This is a genomic window from Photobacterium japonica, assembly GCF_050337005.1.
GTDB classification, from domain to species: domain Bacteria; phylum Pseudomonadota; class Gammaproteobacteria; order Enterobacterales; family Vibrionaceae; genus Photobacterium; species Photobacterium japonica.
In genome coordinates this window covers 87,876-108,305 of sequence record NZ_JAKJSN010000019.1, presented here as the reverse complement: position 1 = coordinate 108,305, position 20,430 = coordinate 87,876, and the positions used below count along the sequence as shown (strand labels likewise).

Here is a 20,430-nt window from a genome sequence, read left to right as displayed (position 1 = left end):
GGCTTAGTGTGGGCGGGTCACCATGTCGCTTTGGTCAGTCAAATTGGCCGCGATGACACGGCTGATTGGTTATTGGCCGAAGCAAGCCTGCAAGGGCTGAATTGTGCTTTGTTACACCGTAATGATATTGCCACGCCGGAGTTGATGCTACTGATGACGCCTGATGGCGAACGCACCATTATTCGTCCTGCACGCCCCCGCTTTGTGTTGAATGCGGCGCCGGATTTATCCCGTTGGGATGCCATGTATGTAAATACCTCTGCGGAGGGGGTTGAGGCTTGGGCCAAAGCGGCTGTGACGTGCGTAGCCAATGATGTTTTGGTGGTTGCTCAGTTACCTAAAGGTGATGAACGGCGCCCTTGCCATGTGTTGATCACCTCTGCGTCTGATTTGGCGGCACATCGTCAGTGTCATCAACAACCTTGTCACCCGCACGATCCTCGTTCGGCAATAGAGGTCAGTACGGCGGTAGATGTCAGCAGTGAAGCGATATGGGCATATGGTCAATCAGTCGGTGGTGAACGTTTACGCTATTTCATCGTAACAGAGGGTGAAAAAGGGGCGATGGCCTATTCTTCACACGGGGTTGAAACGGTGTCAGCGGTGCCCGCAGAGGTTGTCGATACGACGGGGGCAGGAGATGCCTTTGCGGCTGGCGTGATCCACGCGCTACTCGCGGGGTACTCGATTCAGTTGGCGATGGAAACGGGGGCGAAATGGGCGGCGTTTGCGGTCGAAACATCCAGTTCCATTCCGGGCAAGGCGTTTAAGCAATATATCGAACAGCGTTAATCTATTTATTCATTGAGAGTATTACGCCATAGCGTTAAGTGTTTATAGGCAGTCATGCGTAAGCAACAGAATGAAAAAAGGGTTAGCCAGTGGCTAACCCTTTTTATTGCTTTGTCTTTCAGCGTTTACATCGCGGGGAATTATTTACCCAGCTTGCTGACTTTTGATTTGTTCAGCACAGCACGACGCAAACGCGCACGACGCTCTGCATCAGACTGTTGTTCGGTCGGGTTGTTAGTACGGCCACGACGGTCACGGAAAGCCGGTTTGGTGTGCATTTTGTCAAGCAGTGCATCACGGCTCTTTGGCTCGTAGCCTTCTAGCTCAACACGGCGGATACGCTGTTTGATCAACGTTTCTACCTGCACAAGGGTCAATTCTTCTTCGCGGCTCACGAAAGAGACGGCGTGGCCCTTCTGACCGGCACGACCTGTACGACCAATACGGTGTACATAGTCTTCTGCCAAGAATGGCATGTCGTAGTTCACAACATGTGGCAGACCTTGAATGTCCAAACCACGAGCAGCAACTTCTGTCGCTACCATGACGCGTGCTTTACCTTCTTTAAACTCATCCAATGCACGGCGGCGCGCACTTTGTGCTTTATCACCGTGGCAAAGAACCGCTTTGATACCGTCCATTTTAAGCTCTTTTACAAGCTCATTCGCGGTTTCTTTGTAGTTAACGAAAACCAACACTTGTTGCCAGTTTTTCTTGCCGATCAGTTCAGACAACAGCTCACGCTTACGATCTTCTTCGACAGGGTATACCACGTGGGCGATAGTATCGGCCGTGGCATTTTCTGGGCTCACAGAAATACGCTGAGGTTTGCGCAGCAGGTCGCCAGCCAATACGTTCATTTGGCTTGACGATGTCGCAGAGAACATCATGGTCTGAGGGTGATTACGGATTTCAGACATGATGGTGCGGATGGAAGACACAAAGCCCATGTCCAGCATACGGTCAGCTTCATCGAAGACAAGGAATTCAAGGTTTGCCAATAGGACCTTTTTCAGATCCATGTGCTCCATCAAGCGGCCTGGTGTCGCAACAAGAATATCAAGACCTTGCTCCAGTACACGCTCTTGCGATGACATTTTAGTACCGCCGTAAATCGCAGCCACTTTGATGTCGGTGTACTTGGTGTAGTCTTCGATGTTCTTTGCAATCTGGGCGGCCAGTTCACGTGTCGGTGCAAGGATCAATGCACGCACATTAAAGCGACTACGTGGCTTAGGCATATCCAGAATTTTCTGAATAATGGGAAGAGAAAACGCTGCAGTTTTGCCAGTGCCTGTTTGTGCGTTGGCAAGAATATCGTTTCCTCGACGAGCGAGCGGGATCGCTTGCTGTTGGATTGGCGTTAATTTCTCGTAGCCGCACTCAGTAAGGGCGCGGACAATGTCCTGAGAAAAGTTTTGTGATGCAAATGACATTCTTATTTCCTAAAGCAGACGGCTTAGCCTGACAAAATTATGGTCGGTGATTATAGATGAATAATAGATGGCTGTGGGGACTATTTTCAGTGAAATGCGGGGAATTTGCTCAGTTAGCGCCAAATTGCAAGTAAAAAAGGGCAGAATTCTCGGTGAGGTCATGAATAACATGAATATAAAAGCAGAATTAGCCTGCGGTCGGCGCATTCTGCCTTTATGATCATCGCATTGACGTGGGTGATTACGTACGCGTTGAAAACTGATCCGGGCAGTCTGTGATAATCACATCAACCCCCATATCGGAAAAACGTTGGGCTTGGGTGGGATCGTTCATGGTCCAGATTTGCAATTGCAGCCCTGCCTGTTTAATGCTTGCCGCAATCGCCGGCGTGAGGATGTGGTGATCCATGTGCACACTGAATAAAGATAACGGTGCTAAGTGGCTTAATTGCTCTGCAGGCCATGTTTCACAAATATAGCCTCGTCGAATATGCGGTAAAACGTGTTGGCAGTGTTGAATCGCGGCTATTTCAAAGCTGGAGAGAATGAGTTTATCGGCAGGAAAGTCGATGTGACGGATGAGGGCAGCCACAGCGTCAACCAGCGGAATCGCTTCGTCGACATGGTGGATTTTAAGCTCCACGTTCAGTGTGAGATCTAACACTAAACAATGGTGCATCGCTTGCTCTAAACTTGGAATGGTTTCAGTTGCAAATCGAGGGGCAAACCACGAGCCGGCATCCAAGCGTTGTAGTTCGGCGAAGGTATGGGAGGATACGYTGCCTTTACCGTTTGTGCAGCGTCTGACGGTTTTATCGTGAAAAACAACAGGAATACCATCAGCACTGAGCTGGGTGTCTATTTCAATGCCTGTTGCGTCAGTTTGAGCGGCAACGTTAAACCCTGAGAGGGTATTCTCAGGGGCTAAAGCTGCCGCACCGCGGTGTCCTGCAATAATCATAATGATGTTAACGCCTTGAAGAAATCAAACGGTGATTATCATAATGGATCTTGTTATTGCATGCTATGTGTACCGGCCTTCTCTTTACGAGGTCAGGAAAGGCGCAACGGGATCGCCAATCGCAACGAAATAAATACTCCGACAAGTATGACAACGGAATTTTTGACTCTGCTTGTAGGTAATGTGTTTTTCGATAAAACGGCGTTTAACACGAGAGAAGGCAGATTTTCCACATTGTTGACACATAACGAGTTAGTCCTTTGTTCGTCATTTATTTGACGGAGTATAAATGACTTTCTGACGTGTTTGTTGATAGAAGTCACATTATCAAATTGACGTAAGTGCCTCTGATTGCATATCGTCGTTCTCCTCGCATTAATTGTTACTGATAAAATTGAAAATAATAAAATCTGACCCAAAGTTGAGGAGTTGATATATAATCTCCTGTTCAACAATATTTCTTAAGATAGGTATCTTAAGGCGTTGTCGTAGAAAATTAAGGTAACTACATGAATTTAAAGCAAGAGCTTCAGCAACTGAATAACCGTTTGGATAAGCTTCGTCGTAAGCTCGCTGGAGCAAAAGAGCGTGGCGATAGGGCGATCGCCGGCCAAGCAACGCAAGAGATTGAAGCGATTACAAAAAAAATCAATAGCGTGAAAAGCCAAAAGCAACGCCAAGTGTATAAAGAAAGCGGTGATGTGAAGTCAATGGCGTTTAAACGCGCTCTGACCAAAGCGGAACAAGCCGACATGGGTAAGCTGAAAAAGTCTGTGAAAGGCTTGGTCGTTGTACACCCAATGACAGCACTTGGCCGTGAAATGGGCATCAAAGAAGTGACGGGTTTCGCGCCTCAAGCGTTCTAATTTCGCTTTTTTCAGCCTACTCGGTGCGCGTTTGATTTAGGGACGGGGTAGGCTGGCGTTAAAATAAGCGATCAGCGCACGATATTTCATCTGCGCATGAAGTGGTATTTTATAAAATCTGATGGGTATCATTTCACCCGTCTCAGACATGATGATGACAAAGGACATTTGCATGAAGCTGGCTGTATTGGATCAAGCGTTATTCGATCACCTATACCGTGATATTCGTGAATTTCGCGATACTTTCGATTTGGATAGTGAATCACCTGCAACGTTGAATGATCAGGCGGACGCTCTGCACACCTCATTGGCGGTGGAAGAATTAACCGAATTGGCCGAAGCTGATTCGTTGGTTGAACAAGCCGATGCGATTGTCGATTCCGTGTATGTATTAATGGGGCGTCTTGTACATCTTGGTGATGCAACCGTTGAAGCCAATATTGGGATCAGCTACCTCATTGATCTGTTGCTGCAAATTGCCAAGCGTCTGGGTTTTGACTTCGTGACCTGTTGGGACGAAGTGCATTCAAGCAACATGAGTAAAGTGTGCCGTAATGAGCAAGAGTTTGCGGAAACGCAAGCGCATTATGCCACGCAAGGTGTTGAAATTGTCGGTAGTCAGAAAGGCCAGTACATCATTGCTAAGTGTGGCAAAGATGTCGACCTTGGCGGCAAATTGGTGCGCCAGGGTAAGGTATTGAAGTCTATCTATTACCGCCCAGCCGATTTAGTCAAAATCGTGACGGCATAAAGCCACCTCGCGTCAATGAAGAGCCCGATGATGAATCGGGCTTTTTTATAGCCCCAATTCATCAATCCACAAATCTATCAAGATGTGATCAATTATGGTTTCTCAATCTTTAGCCCGTCAGCTGTTTGATATGACCTGGCCGATGTTATTCGGTGTCTTATCGTTAATGAGCTTCCAGTTAGTGGACAGTGCGTTCATTGGTCAATTGGGTATTCTGCCGTTGGCCGCGCAAGGTTTCACACTGCCCATGCAGATGGTGGTGATTGGTTTACAGGTGGGTCTGGGTATTGCCACCACCTCGCTGATCTCCCGTGTGCTCGGTGCGGGGGATGAACGCCGTGCCAAACAATTGGGTGGGCTCGTGGTCCTCACGGGGGCGATCAGTGTGCTGTTGCTCGCTGGTGTCATTTGGCTGTGTCGAGACGGTATTTTGCTGCTGCTCAGTGCGCCAGACACGGTCTACCCTGTGATCGACAGTTACTGGCCGGTGTGGCTAGCCAGTTCATGGGCGGGGGCGATGCTGTATTTTGCGTACAGTTTATGCCGGGCGAACGGTAACACCATGTTACCCGGGATCATGATGGTGGTGACCAGTGTGCTGAATATGATCCTTGATCCGTTGTTGATTTTCACGTTCGACATGGGGTTAAACGGGGCGGCATGGGCAACGATTATTGCCTTTGGCATTGGGATGCTGGTGGTTTACCCGAAGGTGTTACAACGTCACTGGATGAGCTTTGATTGGCACGATCTAAATATTGTCGCTTCAATGAAAGAGTTGGCGAATATCATGGCGCCTGCCATGTTAAGTCAGTTGTTGCCGCCATTATCTTCCATGCTCGCGACCAAATTGCTGGCTAGTTTTGGTGCGGCAACGGTGGCGGCCTGGGCGCTGGGTTCGCGATTAGAATTTTTCTCTATTGTAGTGGTGCTGGCGTTGACGATGTCGATGCCACCGATGGTTGGGCGTCTGCTAGGGCGGGGAGAGATTGATACGGTCAAAGCGTTGATCCGCATTGCGGTGAAATTTGTGTTGGTATGGCAATGTGCGATAGCCGTGCTGTTGTTCTTGCTCTCGCCAGTCTTAACCCAACTGTTGACCAGTGAAGCGAAAGTGGCAGATATATTATCCATCCATTTATTGTGGGTGCCGATCAGCTTAGGCCCCTTGGGCGTGTGCATGCTCATGGTGTCGATTTGTAATGCCATTACCTTGCCTATGCGTGCGTTGTTGATTTCTGCGCTGCGCCTGTTTGTTTGCTTTTTACCGGCCATTTGGTTGGGCGCGCAGTGGGCGGGCATTCAAGGCTTGTTCATGGGAATGCTTGTGGGTAATACGTTTGCCGGTATTGTGGCATGGGTGTTGTATCAGCAGGGCGTGCGAACTGTCGAGCAACGGTATGCTAAGTCATGATAATGGCTTGATTTATTGATACACTCAACGCACCCAACAAGGGTGAGTGTTGGTAAAAAAAAGGAAACGTTGCGCGTGAATACATTCAGTGTGGCATCACACACAATGCATTATCAAGATATCGGGGAAGGCCCCGTTCTGGTGTTTGGTCACAGCTATTTGTGGGATCACACGATGTGGGCGGCACAAGTTGCCATGTTAAGTCAGTCATACCGTTGTATCGTGCCTGATTGCTGGGGACACGGTCAGTCGGCGATTGCGCCGTCAGCTACGCGTAACCTCGCAGATTACGCGAACGATGTGCTGGCGCTGCTTGATTCGCTATCCATTGAGACATTCTCACTGGTGGGCTTGTCATCAGGGGGCATGTGGGCAACCGAAATCACGATCCAAGCGCCATCACGCGTGAAGGCACTCGTGTTAATGGACACCTTTGTGGCCTACGAGCCGCAAGTTGCGCACGCAAAGTACTTCAACATGATTGAAACCGTTGAGCGAGAGAAAGCCTTTACGCCAGAAGTGGTTGATTTCATCGCACCGCTGCATGCGTCTACGCAGTCAGCGGACAGCGAGTGGTTAGCGGATTTTAAAGCCCGTTTGTTGGGATTGGATCCCGCGCAGGCGTGTGCTGTTGCAGGCATGGGACGCATGGTGTACGGCCGTCGTGATATGTTTGAAGACGCAGAAGCCTTTGCCTTGCCAACGTTGATTATGGTGGGCGCGGAAGACAAAATGCGTCCGGTATTGGAATCTTATCTCATGCATGACGGTATTACGGGCAGTGAATTATTGGTATTGCCGGGTGCGGGTCACATGATCAACCTTGAGCAACCAGAGATCGTCAACGCCCATTTGTCGGCGTTTTTGAATAAGCACTTGCTGGCTTAATGCGTTGCTCTGTGTTGAATAGGAATGAAGAAAGGCAGCCATTGGGCTGCCTTTTGTTTGTCTAGAGGGTATTGCTAATCGGGTGTCGCTAAGCGGTGACGTTTACGCCGCTAAGGTTTGATGGCGTTGAATAAACGCGATGGAGTGCTGATTGAATTCATCCGGTCTTTCAACATTGCACACATGCCCACAGTTTTCAAACTCGGTCAAAAAGCTATTCTTATGTTTTTTGACCATCTCTTTGACGGGTTTGATGAACATATAATCATTGCCCCCCATTAAATAGAGAGTAGGGATCGGCAGTTCTTTTTCCTTGAAGTACTTCATGATCGGGTTCACGTCTGCGGCCAATTTAAACCACCGCTTAAACTCTTTCTGGCAGAGCTTTTTGGCGTCATTGATGAACATCAACCGTGATTCTTTTTGTGTTTTTTGTGGCATCACAATGTAGGCAAACAGGCCATATAACCACATATACGGCAAGAAGTGCTTACACAAGTTACCCGCTTTCACCAAGAGTTGAGAGCGCGCATCCAAGCGTGTCACCGCTCCGCCCAGCACCATGGTTTTGACGCGCTCTGGTGCCAACTCGGCAAGACTACGAATAATGATGGTTCCCAGAGAAATGCCGACAAAGTGGGCTGACTGGATTTTCAAGTGGTTCAACACCTGCACAATATCGGTGGTGACTGTTTTAAACGTGTAGGGATTTTTGATCATGTCCTGAAACATGTTATTGGAACGGCCATGGCCTCGCAGATCTAACAGTAATAAATTGAAGTGCTGCTTATAGGCTTTGATTTGTTTAAACCAAATGGACGAACTTCCACCCGCACCGTGGACGAAAACCACCCATTCTTGACTGGTTGGGTGTGGAAACGTTTTGTGGTACAGCAATGCATCAGACATGAAGGTACTCAATAGGAATCGCTAGACGAAGTGTAGCATGACGAAAACACATACTCAGTGCAGGTGTATGAGTGCGTGTTAATGGCGAATGCTATTGATATCAGATAACCGTGAGGAAAGATGGTATTACTTGTCGGATTGATTGTCAGAGTGTGATGAAAATCTAACATTGATGTTGAAATGAGAAAGAAAGACAGGGAGCTAGCCAGTCTGTCTGCGTTGTTGGTGTACAACTTTTCGCCAGACTGGCTATTGATGATATAGGTATGCCGTGATTATGCTGATGATGTCACGCCATCTTATAGCACTTGAATACGGTCGACTTCGATCTCTGGTGTGTTGCCGCCTTCATATTCACCGAATAAGCGCACCTTGGTGGTGGCATCGATGTTGGCTGCTGCCGTGCCTGTTGCAGCCGGTGTCACAGATGCCGTTGGCCACTGAATGTCATCGTCGAGTTCAACTTGAATCTCTTTAGTGCCGTCGCTGAAAATGAAGGTATCGTGATTGAGTTGTTTGACCAGATGGCCTTCCACAATGGCTTGCTTCTCGGTAAACATGCTCGTGTCTTCTAACAGTTGTGCGACAGTCACGGTTTCAACCGGTCCTGTGTATTGAATGCCCGTACGGCCATTGTCGTTGTCATTGTGGCGTTCACCCGCAAAGCTCGCGGTTGGGATCAGGACAGCAGCAGTGGCAATAGCGATAACGAGTTTCTTAATCATGGTGTCTCTCCTTGTTTTGATATTGCTATTAAACACTGTCTCACCTGAATTTATTCTGAGTGCGTTATTCAGCTGGCGTTCATGTTTACACCGTGAATGCGGGGTCGGTGTGGGTGATTCATTGCGTAATCAATCAATATCGTTATAAATCAGTTGTTGTTAGTGAAAAGTTTTTTAGAATGAAAGGGAATAACCCTAAGCCCTTTCAAGTGCAGGATTGATAGTGAATACAGAACTCATTCTGGGCGGTGCCCGTTCGGGAAAAAGCCGTTTTGCCGAGCAACAAGCGATCCAATCGGGCAAACGCGTCATTTATATTGCCACGGCCACAGCGGGTGATGACGAAATGGCATCGCGTATTGTGCGTCATCAGCAAGATCGTCCTGCTGATTGGCAGTTGGTGGAAACACCGATAGCCTTGGCGGAAGCCATTTGTGCGCATGATCATCCGGACCATTGCCTATTGGTGGATTGTTTAACCTTGTGGCTTACCAACTGTTTGTTTGATCGTGATGTGAATGCGGATTGGCCCGCGGAAAAATCCGCACTGCTAGCCGCTCTTCAGCACGTACAAGGTCGCGTGGTGCTTGTCAGTAATGAAGTGGGCCAAGGCATTGTACCAATGGGCGAAATGTCACGCCTGTTTGTCGATGAAAGTGGATGGTTGCATCAAGATATCGCCCGACAGGTTGATCGTGTGACGTTTGTCACTGCCGGTCTTCCTCAAGTATTGAAAGACAATCAACGATAAAGAGGCTGTATGGATTACGGAGTGGTAACACGTATCGATATTCTTCGTCATGGCTTGCCGGAAGGGCATGGTTGTTTACGTGGACATACCGACTTTGCTATTACCCCGCAGGGATTAACCCAAATGGCCCGTGCCGTTGCGGATATTGAAGACATCGAACATGTGGTTAGCTCACCCTTGCAGCGCTGCAGTGTGTTTGCAGAGCAGTACGCCGCCCGTTATGCCTTACCTCAACACACGGCGACTGAATGGATGGAAATGGATTTCGGTGAGTGGGATGGCCAACGACATGACGCGCTATGGCAAGCACAAGGGGACGTATTGACGCAATATTGGCAAAACCCTTGGATTAACACACCACATAACGGTGAAACCTTACCCGCATTTGATGCGCGTATTCAGAAGGCGTGGCAAGATTTGCTGCGCGCCTATCACGGAAAGAAGGTGCTGCTGGTGACGCATGCCGGTGTGATGAAACAGCTGATGCGGATTGTATTAGACATGCCGGAGAATGCCGCGTATTTACAGCGCATCGATCTGCCGTATGCCGCCCGTTACCGCGTCACTGTATTTACCGATCAAGATGGTACCCACTGGCCGCAAATTCAGTGGCCTGTAGAACAACAATTTTAAGCGAGTGATGAATGCAACCTACAATTAAGGCTCTGATGGTACAGGGCACCACCTCGGACGCAGGGAAAAGTGTGCTAACGGCGGGACTGTGCCGTGTATTAGCCCGACGTGGCATCAAGGTCGCCCCGTTTAAATCGCAAAACATGGCCTTAAACAGTGCCGTGACGCAAGACGGTGGTGAAATTGGCCGTGCGCAAGCGGTGCAGGCGCAAGCATGCCGCGTAGAGCCAACCGTACACATGAATCCGGTGCTGCTGAAGCCGAATACGGATGTCGGCGCACAAGTGATTGTGCAAGGTAAAGCCTTGGCGGATATGGATGCGGTGGGTTATCACAACTATAAGAAAGTGGTAATGACGCCCATTATGGAGTCATTCGGTTTGCTCCAGCAAGAATTTGAAACCGTGCTTATTGAAGGGGCAGGCAGCCCCGCCGAAATTAACCTGCGTGAAAATGATGTGGCTAATATGGGGTTTGCCGAAAACGCCGATGTGCCCGTGATCATTGTGGCCGATATCGATCGCGGTGGGGTATTCGCCCACCTGTATGGCACATTGGCCTTGTTGTCGGAATCTGAGCAGGATCGCGTGAAAGGGTTTGTGATTAACCGTTTTCGTGGGGACATCAAGTTGCTGGAGTCTGGCCTAGACTGGCTGGAAGAAAAAACCGGCAAACCTGTGTTTGGCGTATTGCCGTATATTCACGGTTTGATGTTAGAAGCCGAAGACGCGATTGATGCGCAGCAAGTGGACGCAGAAGGTGAACAGTTACGTGTCTCCGTGCCCGTATTAACCCGTGTCAGCAACCACACGGACTTCGACCCGTTGCGTATGCACCCGCAAGTTAACCTAGAATTTGTCGGGAAAGGTAAGCAAATTCCGCCATCTGATCTTATTATTATTCCAGGCACTAAGAGTGTTCGCAGCGATCTTGCCTACTTGAAAGAGCAAGGTTGGGACCAACAAATCGCCCGTCATTTGCGCTTAGGCGGCAAGGTGATGGGCATTTGTGGTGGTTATCAAATGCTGGGTGAGTCGATTGCTGACCCAGATGGCATTGAAGGTGAACCGGGTACCAGTGCTGGTCTGGGCTACTTGCAGACGTCGACGGTATTGGCGCCGCATAAGCAGCTTAAACGAGTGAACGGGTCACTGACATTGCCAGAGCAGCCAACCGTGGCCGTACGTGGGTATGAAATTCATGCCGGTGTCACAGAAGGCGTGTTGGCTGATGCACCCGTGTCACTGCCAGATGGTCCAGATGGTCAACTGGGGGTAGACGGTCAAGTCTTTGGTACCTACCTGCATGGCATTTTTGAGCAGCAAGCGGCGTGTGATGCTATCTTGCAATGGGCAGGATTGGCTGCGACACAAACGCCTGACTTTGATGCGATAAGAGAGCGTGGCATTGATCAAGTCGCGGATGTGCTGGAAGCACACATGGACTTAGCCAAACTGTGGCCAGAATGGGCGGATAAATTCACCCGCTAAGCATTGGGTAAATTGATACGTTCATCTTGGCATCGTATCACACGGTCGTGAATACACTGAACCTTGCGCGATAAGGCATCGCGCAAGGTTTCGCTGAAAGAGGGATGATGATGGATCTAGATATTTCGCCAAGTATTCGTACGCCTCGTCTTTATGTCCGACCATGGCATGAAGGTGATTTACCTAGCTTACATAAGATTATGTCCAATCAATCGGTGCATACTTACACCGAAGAAGCACCTTGGACGGAAGATAAAGCCCGCGCGGTGCTGGATTGGTTTCATTCCAACAAAAGTGGTTGGAAGTGGAAAGCCGGTTATTTTAACTGTCCATTAATTTTGACAGGGTGCAACACTTTGATTGGCCGAGTAGGGTTAAACCCTTACGGTGATGATGATGCGACAGCTGAAATTGAATGGACAATTTGCGAGGAACATTGGCACCAAGGGTACGCAACGGAAATCGGCAGAGCGATTGTGGAGTACGGTTTTCGAGAAGGGGGGTTCCTGAGCATTATCGGTTTCACGGCCACCCGAAACATGTCTGCCCGACAGGTCATGAAAAAAATCGGCATGGAGCACATTGGTGACCGTGAGCAGCACAACCGTAAGCTGTGTATCTTTCAAATCAAGCGGGAGCGATAATCGCTCCCGTTTGTCGTTCTGCTAATCGGTGAGGAGTGGTTACCGTGCCGTATGACGCTGGCTGCGTTTCTCCAATCGATTGAACAACAAAGACAGTACCAAACACAGCACAAGATAACCGGCGCCGACGAGTAACCATATTTCAAAGATTAAGCCTGAAGAGTTTGCGATCTCACTGCCGACAAAGGTTAACTCTTGAATGGAAATCAGCGAAATAATGGATGAGTCTTTCACCAGCGAAATAAACTGCCCCGCTAAGGGCGGCACAATGCCGCTCAATGCTTGCGGGAAAATCACATCACGAAAACGATCCCAACGCGACAACCCCAGTGAATCGGCCGCTTCCCATTGCCCTTTGGGAATGGCATCAATCCCCGCGCGGATCACTTCGGCAATATAAGCCGCTGCAATCAGCCCGACACAGAGTACGCCTGAAAAGAGGTTCTCCCACAGCTTCGCTGGGCCAAACAACCACGCTTGAACAGGGTTGATACTCTCGTTGTGATTACGTAAAACATTCTCCAACCCGAGCGCAGGGATAAGCTGGCTTGAGATGAAAAAGTAAAAGATAAACACAAACACCAGAGGGGGAATATTACGCACCAACTGAATATAAGCTTGTGCCGGTAGCCGCAGTAATTGCCAAGGTGAGCGTCGAGCGAGCGCCAAGCATAAGCCCAGTCCCCCCGCAAACACCATGCCCCATAAACTTAACCGCACGGTGGCGATCAGGCCTTGGAAAAAGTAGGGCAATTCTCCGTTAGCGCCTTGGCTGAAGATCAGATCAAAGGCTCTTGTCCAATCCCACCGGTAATGAATACCAACGGCTGAGCGGTAATACAGCCAGGCACCAAAAGCAACGACAAGGGCCAGCAAGGCCCCGTCGAGAGCGTTAAGACGTAACCAAGCCGGTTTGCGTTTTATCGACATTGGCTGGGCGTGTTCGTGAGGTTCCAAGTGTGTTTGCGACAAGGTTTACTGTCCTTCTGCCACTTGGTTTTGCCAATCGAGTGTCGTGAACCAATAGTCATGACGCTCTTTCAACCAACCGTCTTCCGTGCGTAGCAGGATCCAGTTGTTGAAAACGTTCAGCAAATCAAATTCACCCTGACGGATCGCAAATGCCTCAGAGCCACGGCTAAGACGCTCAGAGAAAGGCAGATACAGTTTATCTTTATAGGTAATGGTCATTTGCTCGGGTTTAGGGGATGACGCCAATACAGCATGTGCATTGCCATTGAGCACTTCTTGGAACGCTTGGGCTTCATCATCAAACTGGCGGAGTTTGGCTTTTGGGAAGTATTTCTTCGCTGTCTGCACCGTAAATGCACCACGGCGCACGGCCAGCGTCACGCTGCGCTTGTTGTAATCGGCGATGGTGGCTTTATCACCGGCCATGGCCTTATTCGCCGCAAGCTGTACTCCTGAATGGGCATAAGGGGCGGTAAACAAGACACTCAGGTTACGCTCGGGTGTGATGGATAAGCCACCGATGATCACATCAAATTTACCCGCGAGCAGAGCGGGAATGATGCCATCCCATGCGGTAGGGATGAATTCCACGTTTAAACCAGCATCACTGGCTAAACGGCGGGCAACATCCACTTCAAAACCGACGAGTTCTCCTTGCTTATCACGCATGGCCCAAGGTACAAAGGTGGATAAACCGACACGCAGTGTGCCGCGTTCTTTAATCTCGGTCAGGGCGGATTTTTCAGCCGCTTGTGCGATTGAGGCGGTGGCGAGGATAGCCATGGCTAAAAATGCAGAAAAGAGACGTTTCATGCTTCCATTCTCCTGTAGTGAATAGGGGCCACTGGCGGTTATCGCGGTGGTGGCCAAAAAAGATAGGTAGTGCGTAGTTCGAGTTTGTATTTGTCGTTTTGTATCAGTGCTGTGCGTTAAACCGATGGGCTAACCACGCGGCAAACGCTGACAGTGCCAGTGTGACGCACAGGTAAATACCCGCTACGGTAAACCACACTTCAAAGGGCATCGCGGTATCGGCAACGATATTGCGGCCTTCGGTTGTCAGATCAAAAATTGCCATGATGCTGACGATTGATGAGTTTTTCACCAGTGACACCGCTTCATTGGTCAATGGCGGTAAAATACGTCGAATGACCTGCGGCAAGATCACAAAGCGGTATTTGTCGAACGTGTTGAGTCCAAGGCTGTCACAGGCTTCAAATTGCCCCCGATCGATATTGGTTAAGCCAGAACGGAAAATTTCAGCGGTATAGGCGCCTTGGAATAAGGACAGCGCCAGTACGGCAGTGGTGAAGCGTTCCAAGCCCAGCATGGGGCCAAAGACAAAATACAGCAGGTATATTTGCACCAGCAGCGGGGTATTTCGGATCAGTTCAATATACCCGCGTGCCAATGTGCGTCCGACAATGGAATCAGACAGCCGCAACATGGCGGTGACAAGACCAATCAGTAACGTAAAGACAAGGCTGACGGCTGAAATTTCAAGGGTGACGCGCAAGCCTTCCAAGAGTTCGGCTGGGAACCATTCGCCGTCCTCCACAAACCAGAGGTATTGCGGGATGCGGTACCATTGCCAGCGGTAGTTCATGGCTTCTGCGCCACTTTGAAGCAGCCAATACAGCGCGCCAAGCACTAAACCGATTTGCAGTAGGCCAGATAGCACCGGTTGCACGATACGCAGTACAGTGTGAAAACGGGTTGATGAGGATGTGTGGGAATTTGGCATCGATTTACCCACTAGTAACTGAGAATTTGTTGCAAAAATTGCTGTGTGCGCGGGTGTGAAGGCGCATCAAACAACGTTGCGGGTGGTGCCACTTCAATGATTTCCCCTTCATCCATAAACACAACCCGATCAGCCACTTTGCGTGCAAACCCCATTTCATGCGTGACACACACCATAGTCATGCCCTCATGGGCCAAGTTTTTCATCACATCCAATACTTCACGGATCATTTCTGGATCCAACGCCGACGTGGGTTCATCAAACAGTAAAATATCGGGCTTCATACACAGTGAACGGGCAATCGCGACGCGTTGCTGCTGGCCCCCAGAAAGCTGTGCGGGGTATTTATCAGCCTGATGTGCAATGTGTACGCGCTCAAGGTATTCCATCGCCAGCGCATCGGCGTTTTTTTTGCTGAGTTTGAGTGTACGGCGTGGGGCGAGGGTGAGGTTTTCCAGTACCGTCATATGTGGAAAAAGATGAAAGTGTTGAAACACCATGCCTACGTTACCACGAATGCGGTGTAAATGACGCTGATCCAAAGGGTGGCCAGCAACCGTGAGTGTGCCTTGGTCGAATTTTTCCAATCCGTTGATACAGCGAATCAACGTGGACTTGCCGGAACCTGATGGTCCGCAAACCACCAATTTTTCACCACGTGTGATTGTGAGGTTAATATTCTTTAATGCATGGAAATTTCCATACCATTTATCAATATTGCTAAATGCAATGACCGCATCTTCAGCCATGTAATCAACCTTGGTATCACTATAAATTATTGAACTTATGTTATTGCTTTGAAAGAAAGATTTCAAAGTAATGTTCCAAATATCAGTGTATGGCATGATTACGTCGACAGTTAATGATTAAATCGGCTATTTTGTGTGCGAAATGAAAATTTGTGACATTCGGCTAATTAATGTTTGCACTGCCAGTAGAATGAAGATAAGTTAAAGTCAACGAGATGTGAAATTTATTGTCAACCAACGGCGTAAATATTGCGTTACACTTGGCAGCGTTGATTCAGGAAGTAAACATGTATAAGACCGATGATGTTCGTATTCGCGAAATTAAAGAACTCCTCCCGCCCGTAGCAGTACTCGAGCGTTTCCCTGCAACAGAAGTTGCCTCTGAAACGGTATATCAATCCCGCCAAGCTATTCACCGAATCTTGAATGACGAAGATGATCGTCTGCTTGTGATTGTCGGCCCATGTTCGATTCACGATCCTCAAGCGGCGCTGGAATACGGTAAAAAGCTCAAAACGCTACGTGATGAACTGAGTGGCGAGCTGGAAGTGGTGATGCGTGTTTATTTTGAAAAACCGCGTACGACCGTCGGCTGGAAAGGGTTGATCAACGACCCGTACATGGACAACAGCTTCCAACTGAATGATGGCCTGCGCATTGGCCGTAAACTCTTGCTTGATATTACGGATGCAGGCGTACCGACGGCCGGTGAATTCCTTGATATGATCACACCACAGTACATGGGTGATTTGATCAGTTGGGGCGCGATCGGTGCACGTACCACGGAATCTCAAGTACACCGTGAATTGGCTTCAGGCCTGTCGTGTCCGGTGGGCTTCAAAAACGGCACCGATGGCAACATCAAAATCGCGACCGACGCGATTGGCTCAGCCAGTGCGCCTCACCATTTCCTTTCCGTGACCAAATATGGCCACTCTGCGATTGTCTCGACGGCAGGCAATGAAGATTGCCATATCATTTTGCGTGGCGGTAAAGCGCCGAACTACAGCCAAGAGCATGTCACCGCGATTACCGATCAGTTAGCCAGTGCGGGTTTACGCCAGAAAGTGATGGTCGACTTTAGCCACGCTAATAGCCTGAAACAGTACCAGCGTCAGTTGTTGGTATCGGAAGATGTGGGTCAGCAGATTGCCTCTGGCAACAAAGCTATCTTCGGCGTGATGATTGAAAGTCATTTAGTGGAAGGACGTCAGGACATCGTGGAAGGACAAACCCCGACCTATGGCCAGAGTATTACTGATGCGTGTATTGGCTGGTCAGACACCGAAACGGTACTGCGTCAGTTAGCGAGTGATGTGAAAAAGCGCCGCGAAAACGCGTAGTTGCCTTGGTGAGATTTGTTCCTCGCGTTTATGCGTGAAGCATGATGAAACAAAAGCCTGACACTGTCAGGTTTTTTTGATCGCGGTTGTTTTGATCACCGTTGATTTTATCGGCATAGTTTTTATCGGGCTTTTGATGTGGTGTTAATAGCCACTGTTGTTGTTGTTCGTACTGACTTGACCGGGCGGATAGTCTTTGAACATTTCATGCACCTGCCCATCAATGAATTGTCGACGCGCTGTAGGCGACATGGATTCAGTGAGTTTTTTATTGGAAATAGCCCGCCATACAATCTGCTTATTGGCATTATCAATCAGTTCCACGACTAATTTGCCGTATCGGTATTCTTTAAAATCAGTAGGGGCGCTGTACGCTAATCCCCAATTCTGGTAGCCATAACCGAAACCAAACGATGTGCCATACGATTTGTAATCGCTTTGCTCGATAATTGCGTGACGTACCGTTAAATCAGCACCGGACGGCACTTTGGTTAGCCCTTTTTGATACAACTCGCTGGCAATCGCATCTTGTACGCGACCCCCATCCAATGTAGTGACATTGTCACTTTTAAACGGTGCGAATTGATAGGTTTTGAACAGGCTATAATTGGCGGCTTGATTGTAATCGGTAGCGACATCGGAGGTGCATGCCATCAACACGCTACTTACGGCGATCAGAGAAACAGGTATGCGCATGGGAAGTGTCCTTGTCACACCACGTGCCGTTAAGTTTGCGGATGGGCAACAATGGCGCCATCGTTAAACTCTATCGACAGGGGGTGGGCTTGTTCGGCCTTTTGCAGTAGCGCTTCACACCCTGGGAACTGGCAGTAAATTGCAAAATCGAGGTGCAACCCGTTATCGAGAAAAGCCTCGAGAATGGGGGCAGTATCGGCAATAAGTACACGTTCGTTTGGGGGGAAAGACATAATCTACCGTATGAGTAAAAGACGCTGCTTACTAAAAGGTAGTTGATCGCGCAGGGATTTGCCTATGTGAAATATACGGATTAAGACATCTGCAATAAGTGAACCCACTATGCTTAAGATCAGAGATTAAGATAGCAACGGCACGGTAGGTAGTCATGAGCCGACATTGGGTGATAGTGATGATATGCACATTGCTGGTGGCCTGTATCAGCAGCTTTTATTCCAAACCGGATCCTGAGTTGGGGAAAGATATTTCAACGATCTCGGAAGAGTACGTCAAAGCCACCCGTGGTGGTTTGTTGGATTTCACCGCGGTGATCCCCGCCAAAGTGTATCACCCCAATGATGGGTACATTCACTATGAACGCCTGTGGTGTTTAGACACAGAGAAAGGCTCGGTCGAAGAGTTTCAGGCGTTAATTGAGCGGATTTGCCGCTTACGCAGTGGTGAAATGCGGGGGGAATGGTGCATGTCGATCAATCATCAACGGCCATTGTTCAGCGCAGCGATTGAGCAAACCGGTACAACGTGTACAGGGGGGGATCCGACGACCGTTATTTATACGCTGGAACCTATCTCGTCACCCAGTACCAGTGAATGGATGTTAAGCGCGGAAGCGCTGGGTTTTGACAAAAATGCGGACAAAAAAAGTGAAAAACCGATAAAGAACGGAGCGAAAAATACACTGGAGTAACGTAGCGGGCTCGGTCTGGTTTCGCCGTGTATTTGGCGAAGGCATTGATCCTTCTCTGTATTGGGCGTAACGTGACAGGGCAAAGAGCGTGAGATGACAGACAATAACATCACAAGGAGGTGAGGTGTGGAAAAGAAAACGAGCGATGCTATCAGTATGATTGCCGTTGTCGTGGGCATTTGTGTGGTGGTGCATGTCGTTAATGTTGTCACTGGCGGTGGGTTATCGGGGTATGGGATTTTACCCCGCCACATTGCAAATTTGCCCAGTATAGTGTCTTACCCGTTTTTACACGGATCGTGGGGTCACTTGATCAGCAATATGCTGTCGTTTTCTGTGCTGGCGTTTTTAGTTTCACGTTCAGGTGCCGCGCGTTTGATCGCGGTCTTTCTGATTTGCTGGCTAGGCAGCGGCATCGGTGTTTGGCTCTTTGGTCGTATGAATTATCACATTGGTTTAAGTGGTGTGATATACGGCTTATGGGCTTACTTATTGGTCTACGCATTCATGTATCGCAGTGTTAAATCCATTGTGATTGCCGTGGTCGTGATGTTCTTTTACGGCTCCATGGTGTGGGGCGTATTGCCGCTGAATGAGTGGATCAGTTTTGAGAGTCATTTGTTTGGGGCGCTGTCGGGTGGGCTTTTTGGTTACATTTACGCTCGACGTGATAAGCGTCAACAGGCGCTTAAACAGTAAACAAATCAACAGGTGAGAATATGCTCGTTACCTTTAAATGTAAAACGTGTGCCGATATTGTGATGTTCGGTGATGTAGCGCAGCAAATGTTGCGCATGATGGGCCATTCTGACCATGTACCCGGCGCTATGGAACCAGAAGATATCCCAATGGCGTTAGCCAAGCTCGCTTTGGCGACAGAAAAATTGCATTACGATGAACAACATGCCGAACTCGCTCAACAAGGGCTAGACGGCAATGTGTTGGATGATGAACAGGTGAACGCGATGGATGTGGAGCCCGTTGTGAGCTTGCATACCCGTGCGATTCCGTTAATTGCGATGTTGAAGTCCGCACAAGAGGCCGAGTGTTTCATCCTCTGGGAATAGCGAGGATGTTGTCTAATTGACAATATGCAGTGGCGCAAACGGATCATCATCGGGGTCATTTATCCAGATATACTCCAATGCAATGGCGGTTTTGCGCGCTGTATCTTCATTCATAAAATGGGCGATTAACGCCAAGCACATGTCCAATGTTGCCATGCCCCCCGATGCGGTAAAACGGTGTTCATCTTGCACCCAGCGTGCCACTGGGCACCAGTTTATCCCTTCGCCAAACCCGCTTACCCAATGAAAATGCCGTTTATCGGTCGTCGCCGCATAGTCGGTTAATAGCCCTGCTTGTGCCAATAATGCCGCACCAGTCCCCAATCCGCAGACATAGCGTAAGGGATAGGTTTGCTGACGTAACCACGCCATCAAAACAGCGCTGTCGAGTGCCGCTTGTACGCCTTGCCCGCCCGGTACAATCAATATGTCATACGATGTCGCCGTCAAGCAGTCTTTGTCGGCCGCGAGGGATACCCCTTGCTGACTGCATATTGCGAGACCTTGTTCGGATAACAGTTGAACCTCAAACACATCAGGATGCTGCTTAAAGGTGGTGATGGCCGTGCTGGTGGTGAGCAGATCGACCCCTTCATACAATAAAATGGCAATCGTATATTGAGGTTTTTCTGCCGGTTGGGGGATTTCAGACATGGCACCTAAAGCATGAT

Annotated in this window: 24 protein-coding genes; 13 read left to right on the top strand and 11 right to left on the bottom strand. The window is 49.0% G+C overall.

The window, feature by feature from the left end:
- The coding region (locus L4C36_RS08915) for a PfkB family carbohydrate kinase (protein WP_428477448.1) at positions 1-792 on the top strand (792 nt) is incomplete at its 5' end.
- Between the two features lie 140 nt (positions 793-932).
- Here L4C36_RS08915 and L4C36_RS08910 read toward each other — a convergent pair.
- A complete protein-coding gene (locus tag L4C36_RS08910) occupies positions 933-2,228 on the bottom strand; it encodes a DEAD/DEAH box helicase (RefSeq protein WP_428477447.1) in 1,296 nt (431 codons plus the stop codon).
- Between the two features lie 241 nt (positions 2,229-2,469).
- A complete protein-coding gene (locus tag L4C36_RS08905) occupies positions 2,470-3,186 on the bottom strand; it encodes a glycerophosphodiester phosphodiesterase family protein (RefSeq protein WP_428477455.1) in 717 nt (238 codons plus the stop codon).
- Between the two features lie 512 nt (positions 3,187-3,698).
- Here L4C36_RS08905 and L4C36_RS08900 point away from each other — a divergent pair.
- The 4 genes from L4C36_RS08900 to L4C36_RS08885 all read left to right on the top strand — a co-directional run bounded on the left by L4C36_RS08900 (position 3,699) and on the right by L4C36_RS08885 (position 7,108).
- Complete coding sequence (locus tag L4C36_RS08900; RefSeq protein WP_428477446.1) at positions 3,699-4,055, top strand: YibL family ribosome-associated protein; 357 nt, start codon at positions 3,699-3,701, stop codon at positions 4,053-4,055.
- A gap of 172 nt (positions 4,056-4,227) precedes the next feature.
- Positions 4,228-4,806, top strand: coding sequence for a nucleoside triphosphate pyrophosphohydrolase family protein (locus L4C36_RS08895; RefSeq protein ID WP_428477445.1), 579 nt, complete (start codon positions 4,228-4,230; stop codon positions 4,804-4,806).
- Between the two features lie 94 nt (positions 4,807-4,900).
- Entirely contained in the window at positions 4,901-6,220 is a 1,320-nt protein-coding gene (locus L4C36_RS08890) for an MATE family efflux transporter (protein WP_428477444.1), read from the top strand.
- A 105-nt stretch (positions 6,221-6,325) separates the two neighbouring features.
- Positions 6,326-7,108, top strand: a complete 783-nt coding sequence (locus tag L4C36_RS08885) for an alpha/beta fold hydrolase (RefSeq protein WP_428477454.1) — start codon at positions 6,326-6,328, stop codon at positions 7,106-7,108.
- A 102-nt stretch (positions 7,109-7,210) separates the two neighbouring features.
- Here the strand turns inward: L4C36_RS08885 and L4C36_RS08880 are convergent, their stop codons facing one another.
- A complete protein-coding gene (locus tag L4C36_RS08880; RefSeq protein ID WP_428477443.1) occupies positions 7,211-8,017 on the bottom strand; it encodes an alpha/beta fold hydrolase in 807 nt (268 codons plus the stop codon).
- A gap of 299 nt (positions 8,018-8,316) precedes the next feature.
- Entirely contained in the window at positions 8,317-8,739 is a 423-nt protein-coding gene (locus L4C36_RS08875) for a YgiW/YdeI family stress tolerance OB fold protein (RefSeq protein WP_428477453.1), read from the bottom strand.
- A gap of 226 nt (positions 8,740-8,965) precedes the next feature.
- Here L4C36_RS08875 and cobU point away from each other — a divergent pair, with 226 nt between their 5' ends.
- From cobU to L4C36_RS08855, 4 genes are all read left to right on the top strand, one after another.
- Positions 8,966-9,493 (top strand): bifunctional adenosylcobinamide kinase/adenosylcobinamide-phosphate guanylyltransferase, encoded by a 528-nt coding sequence (gene cobU / locus L4C36_RS08870; RefSeq protein WP_428477442.1) that lies wholly within the window; start codon positions 8,966-8,968, stop codon positions 9,491-9,493.
- A gap of 9 nt (positions 9,494-9,502) precedes the next feature.
- Positions 9,503-10,126, top strand: a complete 624-nt coding sequence (locus L4C36_RS08865) for a histidine phosphatase family protein (RefSeq protein ID WP_428477441.1) — start codon at positions 9,503-9,505, stop codon at positions 10,124-10,126.
- 11 nt (positions 10,127-10,137) lie between these two features.
- Complete coding sequence (locus tag L4C36_RS08860) at positions 10,138-11,616, top strand: cobyric acid synthase (protein WP_428477440.1); 1,479 nt, start codon at positions 10,138-10,140, stop codon at positions 11,614-11,616.
- Positions 11,617-11,723: 107 nt separating this feature from the next.
- On the top strand, positions 11,724-12,260 hold the full coding sequence (locus L4C36_RS08855) for a GNAT family N-acetyltransferase (protein WP_428477439.1): 537 nt from the start codon (positions 11,724-11,726) through the stop codon (positions 12,258-12,260).
- Positions 12,261-12,299: 39 nt separating this feature from the next.
- On the opposite strand, the gene L4C36_RS08850 is transcribed toward L4C36_RS08855, so the two are convergent.
- The 4 genes from L4C36_RS08850 to L4C36_RS08835 all read right to left on the bottom strand — a co-directional run bounded on the left by L4C36_RS08850 (position 12,300) and on the right by L4C36_RS08835 (position 15,725).
- The gene (locus L4C36_RS08850; protein WP_428477452.1) at positions 12,300-13,190 is read right to left on the bottom strand and encodes an amino acid ABC transporter permease; all 891 of its coding nucleotides are present in this window, start codon (positions 13,188-13,190) and stop codon (positions 12,300-12,302) included.
- 45 nt (positions 13,191-13,235) lie between these two features.
- Complete coding sequence (locus L4C36_RS08845) at positions 13,236-14,045, bottom strand: transporter substrate-binding domain-containing protein (protein ID WP_428477438.1); 810 nt, start codon at positions 14,043-14,045, stop codon at positions 13,236-13,238.
- A 103-nt stretch (positions 14,046-14,148) separates the two neighbouring features.
- On the bottom strand, positions 14,149-14,976 hold the full coding sequence (locus tag L4C36_RS08840; protein ID WP_428477437.1) for an amino acid ABC transporter permease: 828 nt from the start codon (positions 14,974-14,976) through the stop codon (positions 14,149-14,151).
- A gap of 11 nt (positions 14,977-14,987) precedes the next feature.
- Positions 14,988-15,725 carry an amino acid ABC transporter ATP-binding protein gene (locus L4C36_RS08835; protein ID WP_428477436.1) on the bottom strand — a complete coding sequence of 246 codons (738 nt, stop codon included), beginning with the start codon at positions 15,723-15,725 and terminating at the stop codon, positions 14,988-14,990.
- Between the two features lie 287 nt (positions 15,726-16,012).
- Here L4C36_RS08835 and aroG point away from each other — a divergent pair, with 287 nt between their 5' ends.
- Positions 16,013-17,068 carry a 3-deoxy-7-phosphoheptulonate synthase AroG gene (gene aroG / locus L4C36_RS08830; protein ID WP_428477435.1) on the top strand — a complete coding sequence of 352 codons (1,056 nt, stop codon included), beginning with the start codon at positions 16,013-16,015 and terminating at the stop codon, positions 17,066-17,068.
- Between the two features lie 144 nt (positions 17,069-17,212).
- Here the strand turns inward: aroG and L4C36_RS08825 are convergent, their stop codons facing one another.
- Both L4C36_RS08825 and L4C36_RS08820 read right to left on the bottom strand, forming a co-directional pair.
- Positions 17,213-17,764, bottom strand: coding sequence for a DUF4136 domain-containing protein (locus L4C36_RS08825; protein WP_428477434.1), 552 nt, complete (start codon positions 17,762-17,764; stop codon positions 17,213-17,215).
- Between the two features lie 29 nt (positions 17,765-17,793).
- Positions 17,794-17,997 (bottom strand): hypothetical protein, encoded by a 204-nt coding sequence (locus L4C36_RS08820; protein ID WP_428477433.1) that lies wholly within the window; start codon positions 17,995-17,997, stop codon positions 17,794-17,796.
- A gap of 155 nt (positions 17,998-18,152) precedes the next feature.
- Here L4C36_RS08820 and L4C36_RS08815 point away from each other — a divergent pair, with 155 nt between their 5' ends.
- The 3 genes from L4C36_RS08815 to L4C36_RS08805 all read left to right on the top strand — a co-directional run bounded on the left by L4C36_RS08815 (position 18,153) and on the right by L4C36_RS08805 (position 19,759).
- Entirely contained in the window at positions 18,153-18,692 is a 540-nt protein-coding gene (locus L4C36_RS08815) for a hypothetical protein (RefSeq protein WP_428477432.1), read from the top strand.
- A gap of 126 nt (positions 18,693-18,818) precedes the next feature.
- Positions 18,819-19,391 (top strand): rhomboid family intramembrane serine protease, encoded by a 573-nt coding sequence (locus L4C36_RS08810; RefSeq protein WP_428477431.1) that lies wholly within the window; start codon positions 18,819-18,821, stop codon positions 19,389-19,391.
- 20 nt (positions 19,392-19,411) lie between these two features.
- On the top strand, positions 19,412-19,759 hold the full coding sequence (locus tag L4C36_RS08805; RefSeq protein WP_428477430.1) for a DUF1840 domain-containing protein: 348 nt from the start codon (positions 19,412-19,414) through the stop codon (positions 19,757-19,759).
- A 12-nt stretch (positions 19,760-19,771) separates the two neighbouring features.
- On the opposite strand, the gene L4C36_RS08800 is transcribed toward L4C36_RS08805, so the two are convergent.
- A complete protein-coding gene (locus L4C36_RS08800; RefSeq protein ID WP_428477429.1) occupies positions 19,772-20,413 on the bottom strand; it encodes a DJ-1/PfpI family protein in 642 nt (213 codons plus the stop codon).
- Between the last annotated feature and the right edge of the window lie 17 nt (positions 20,414-20,430).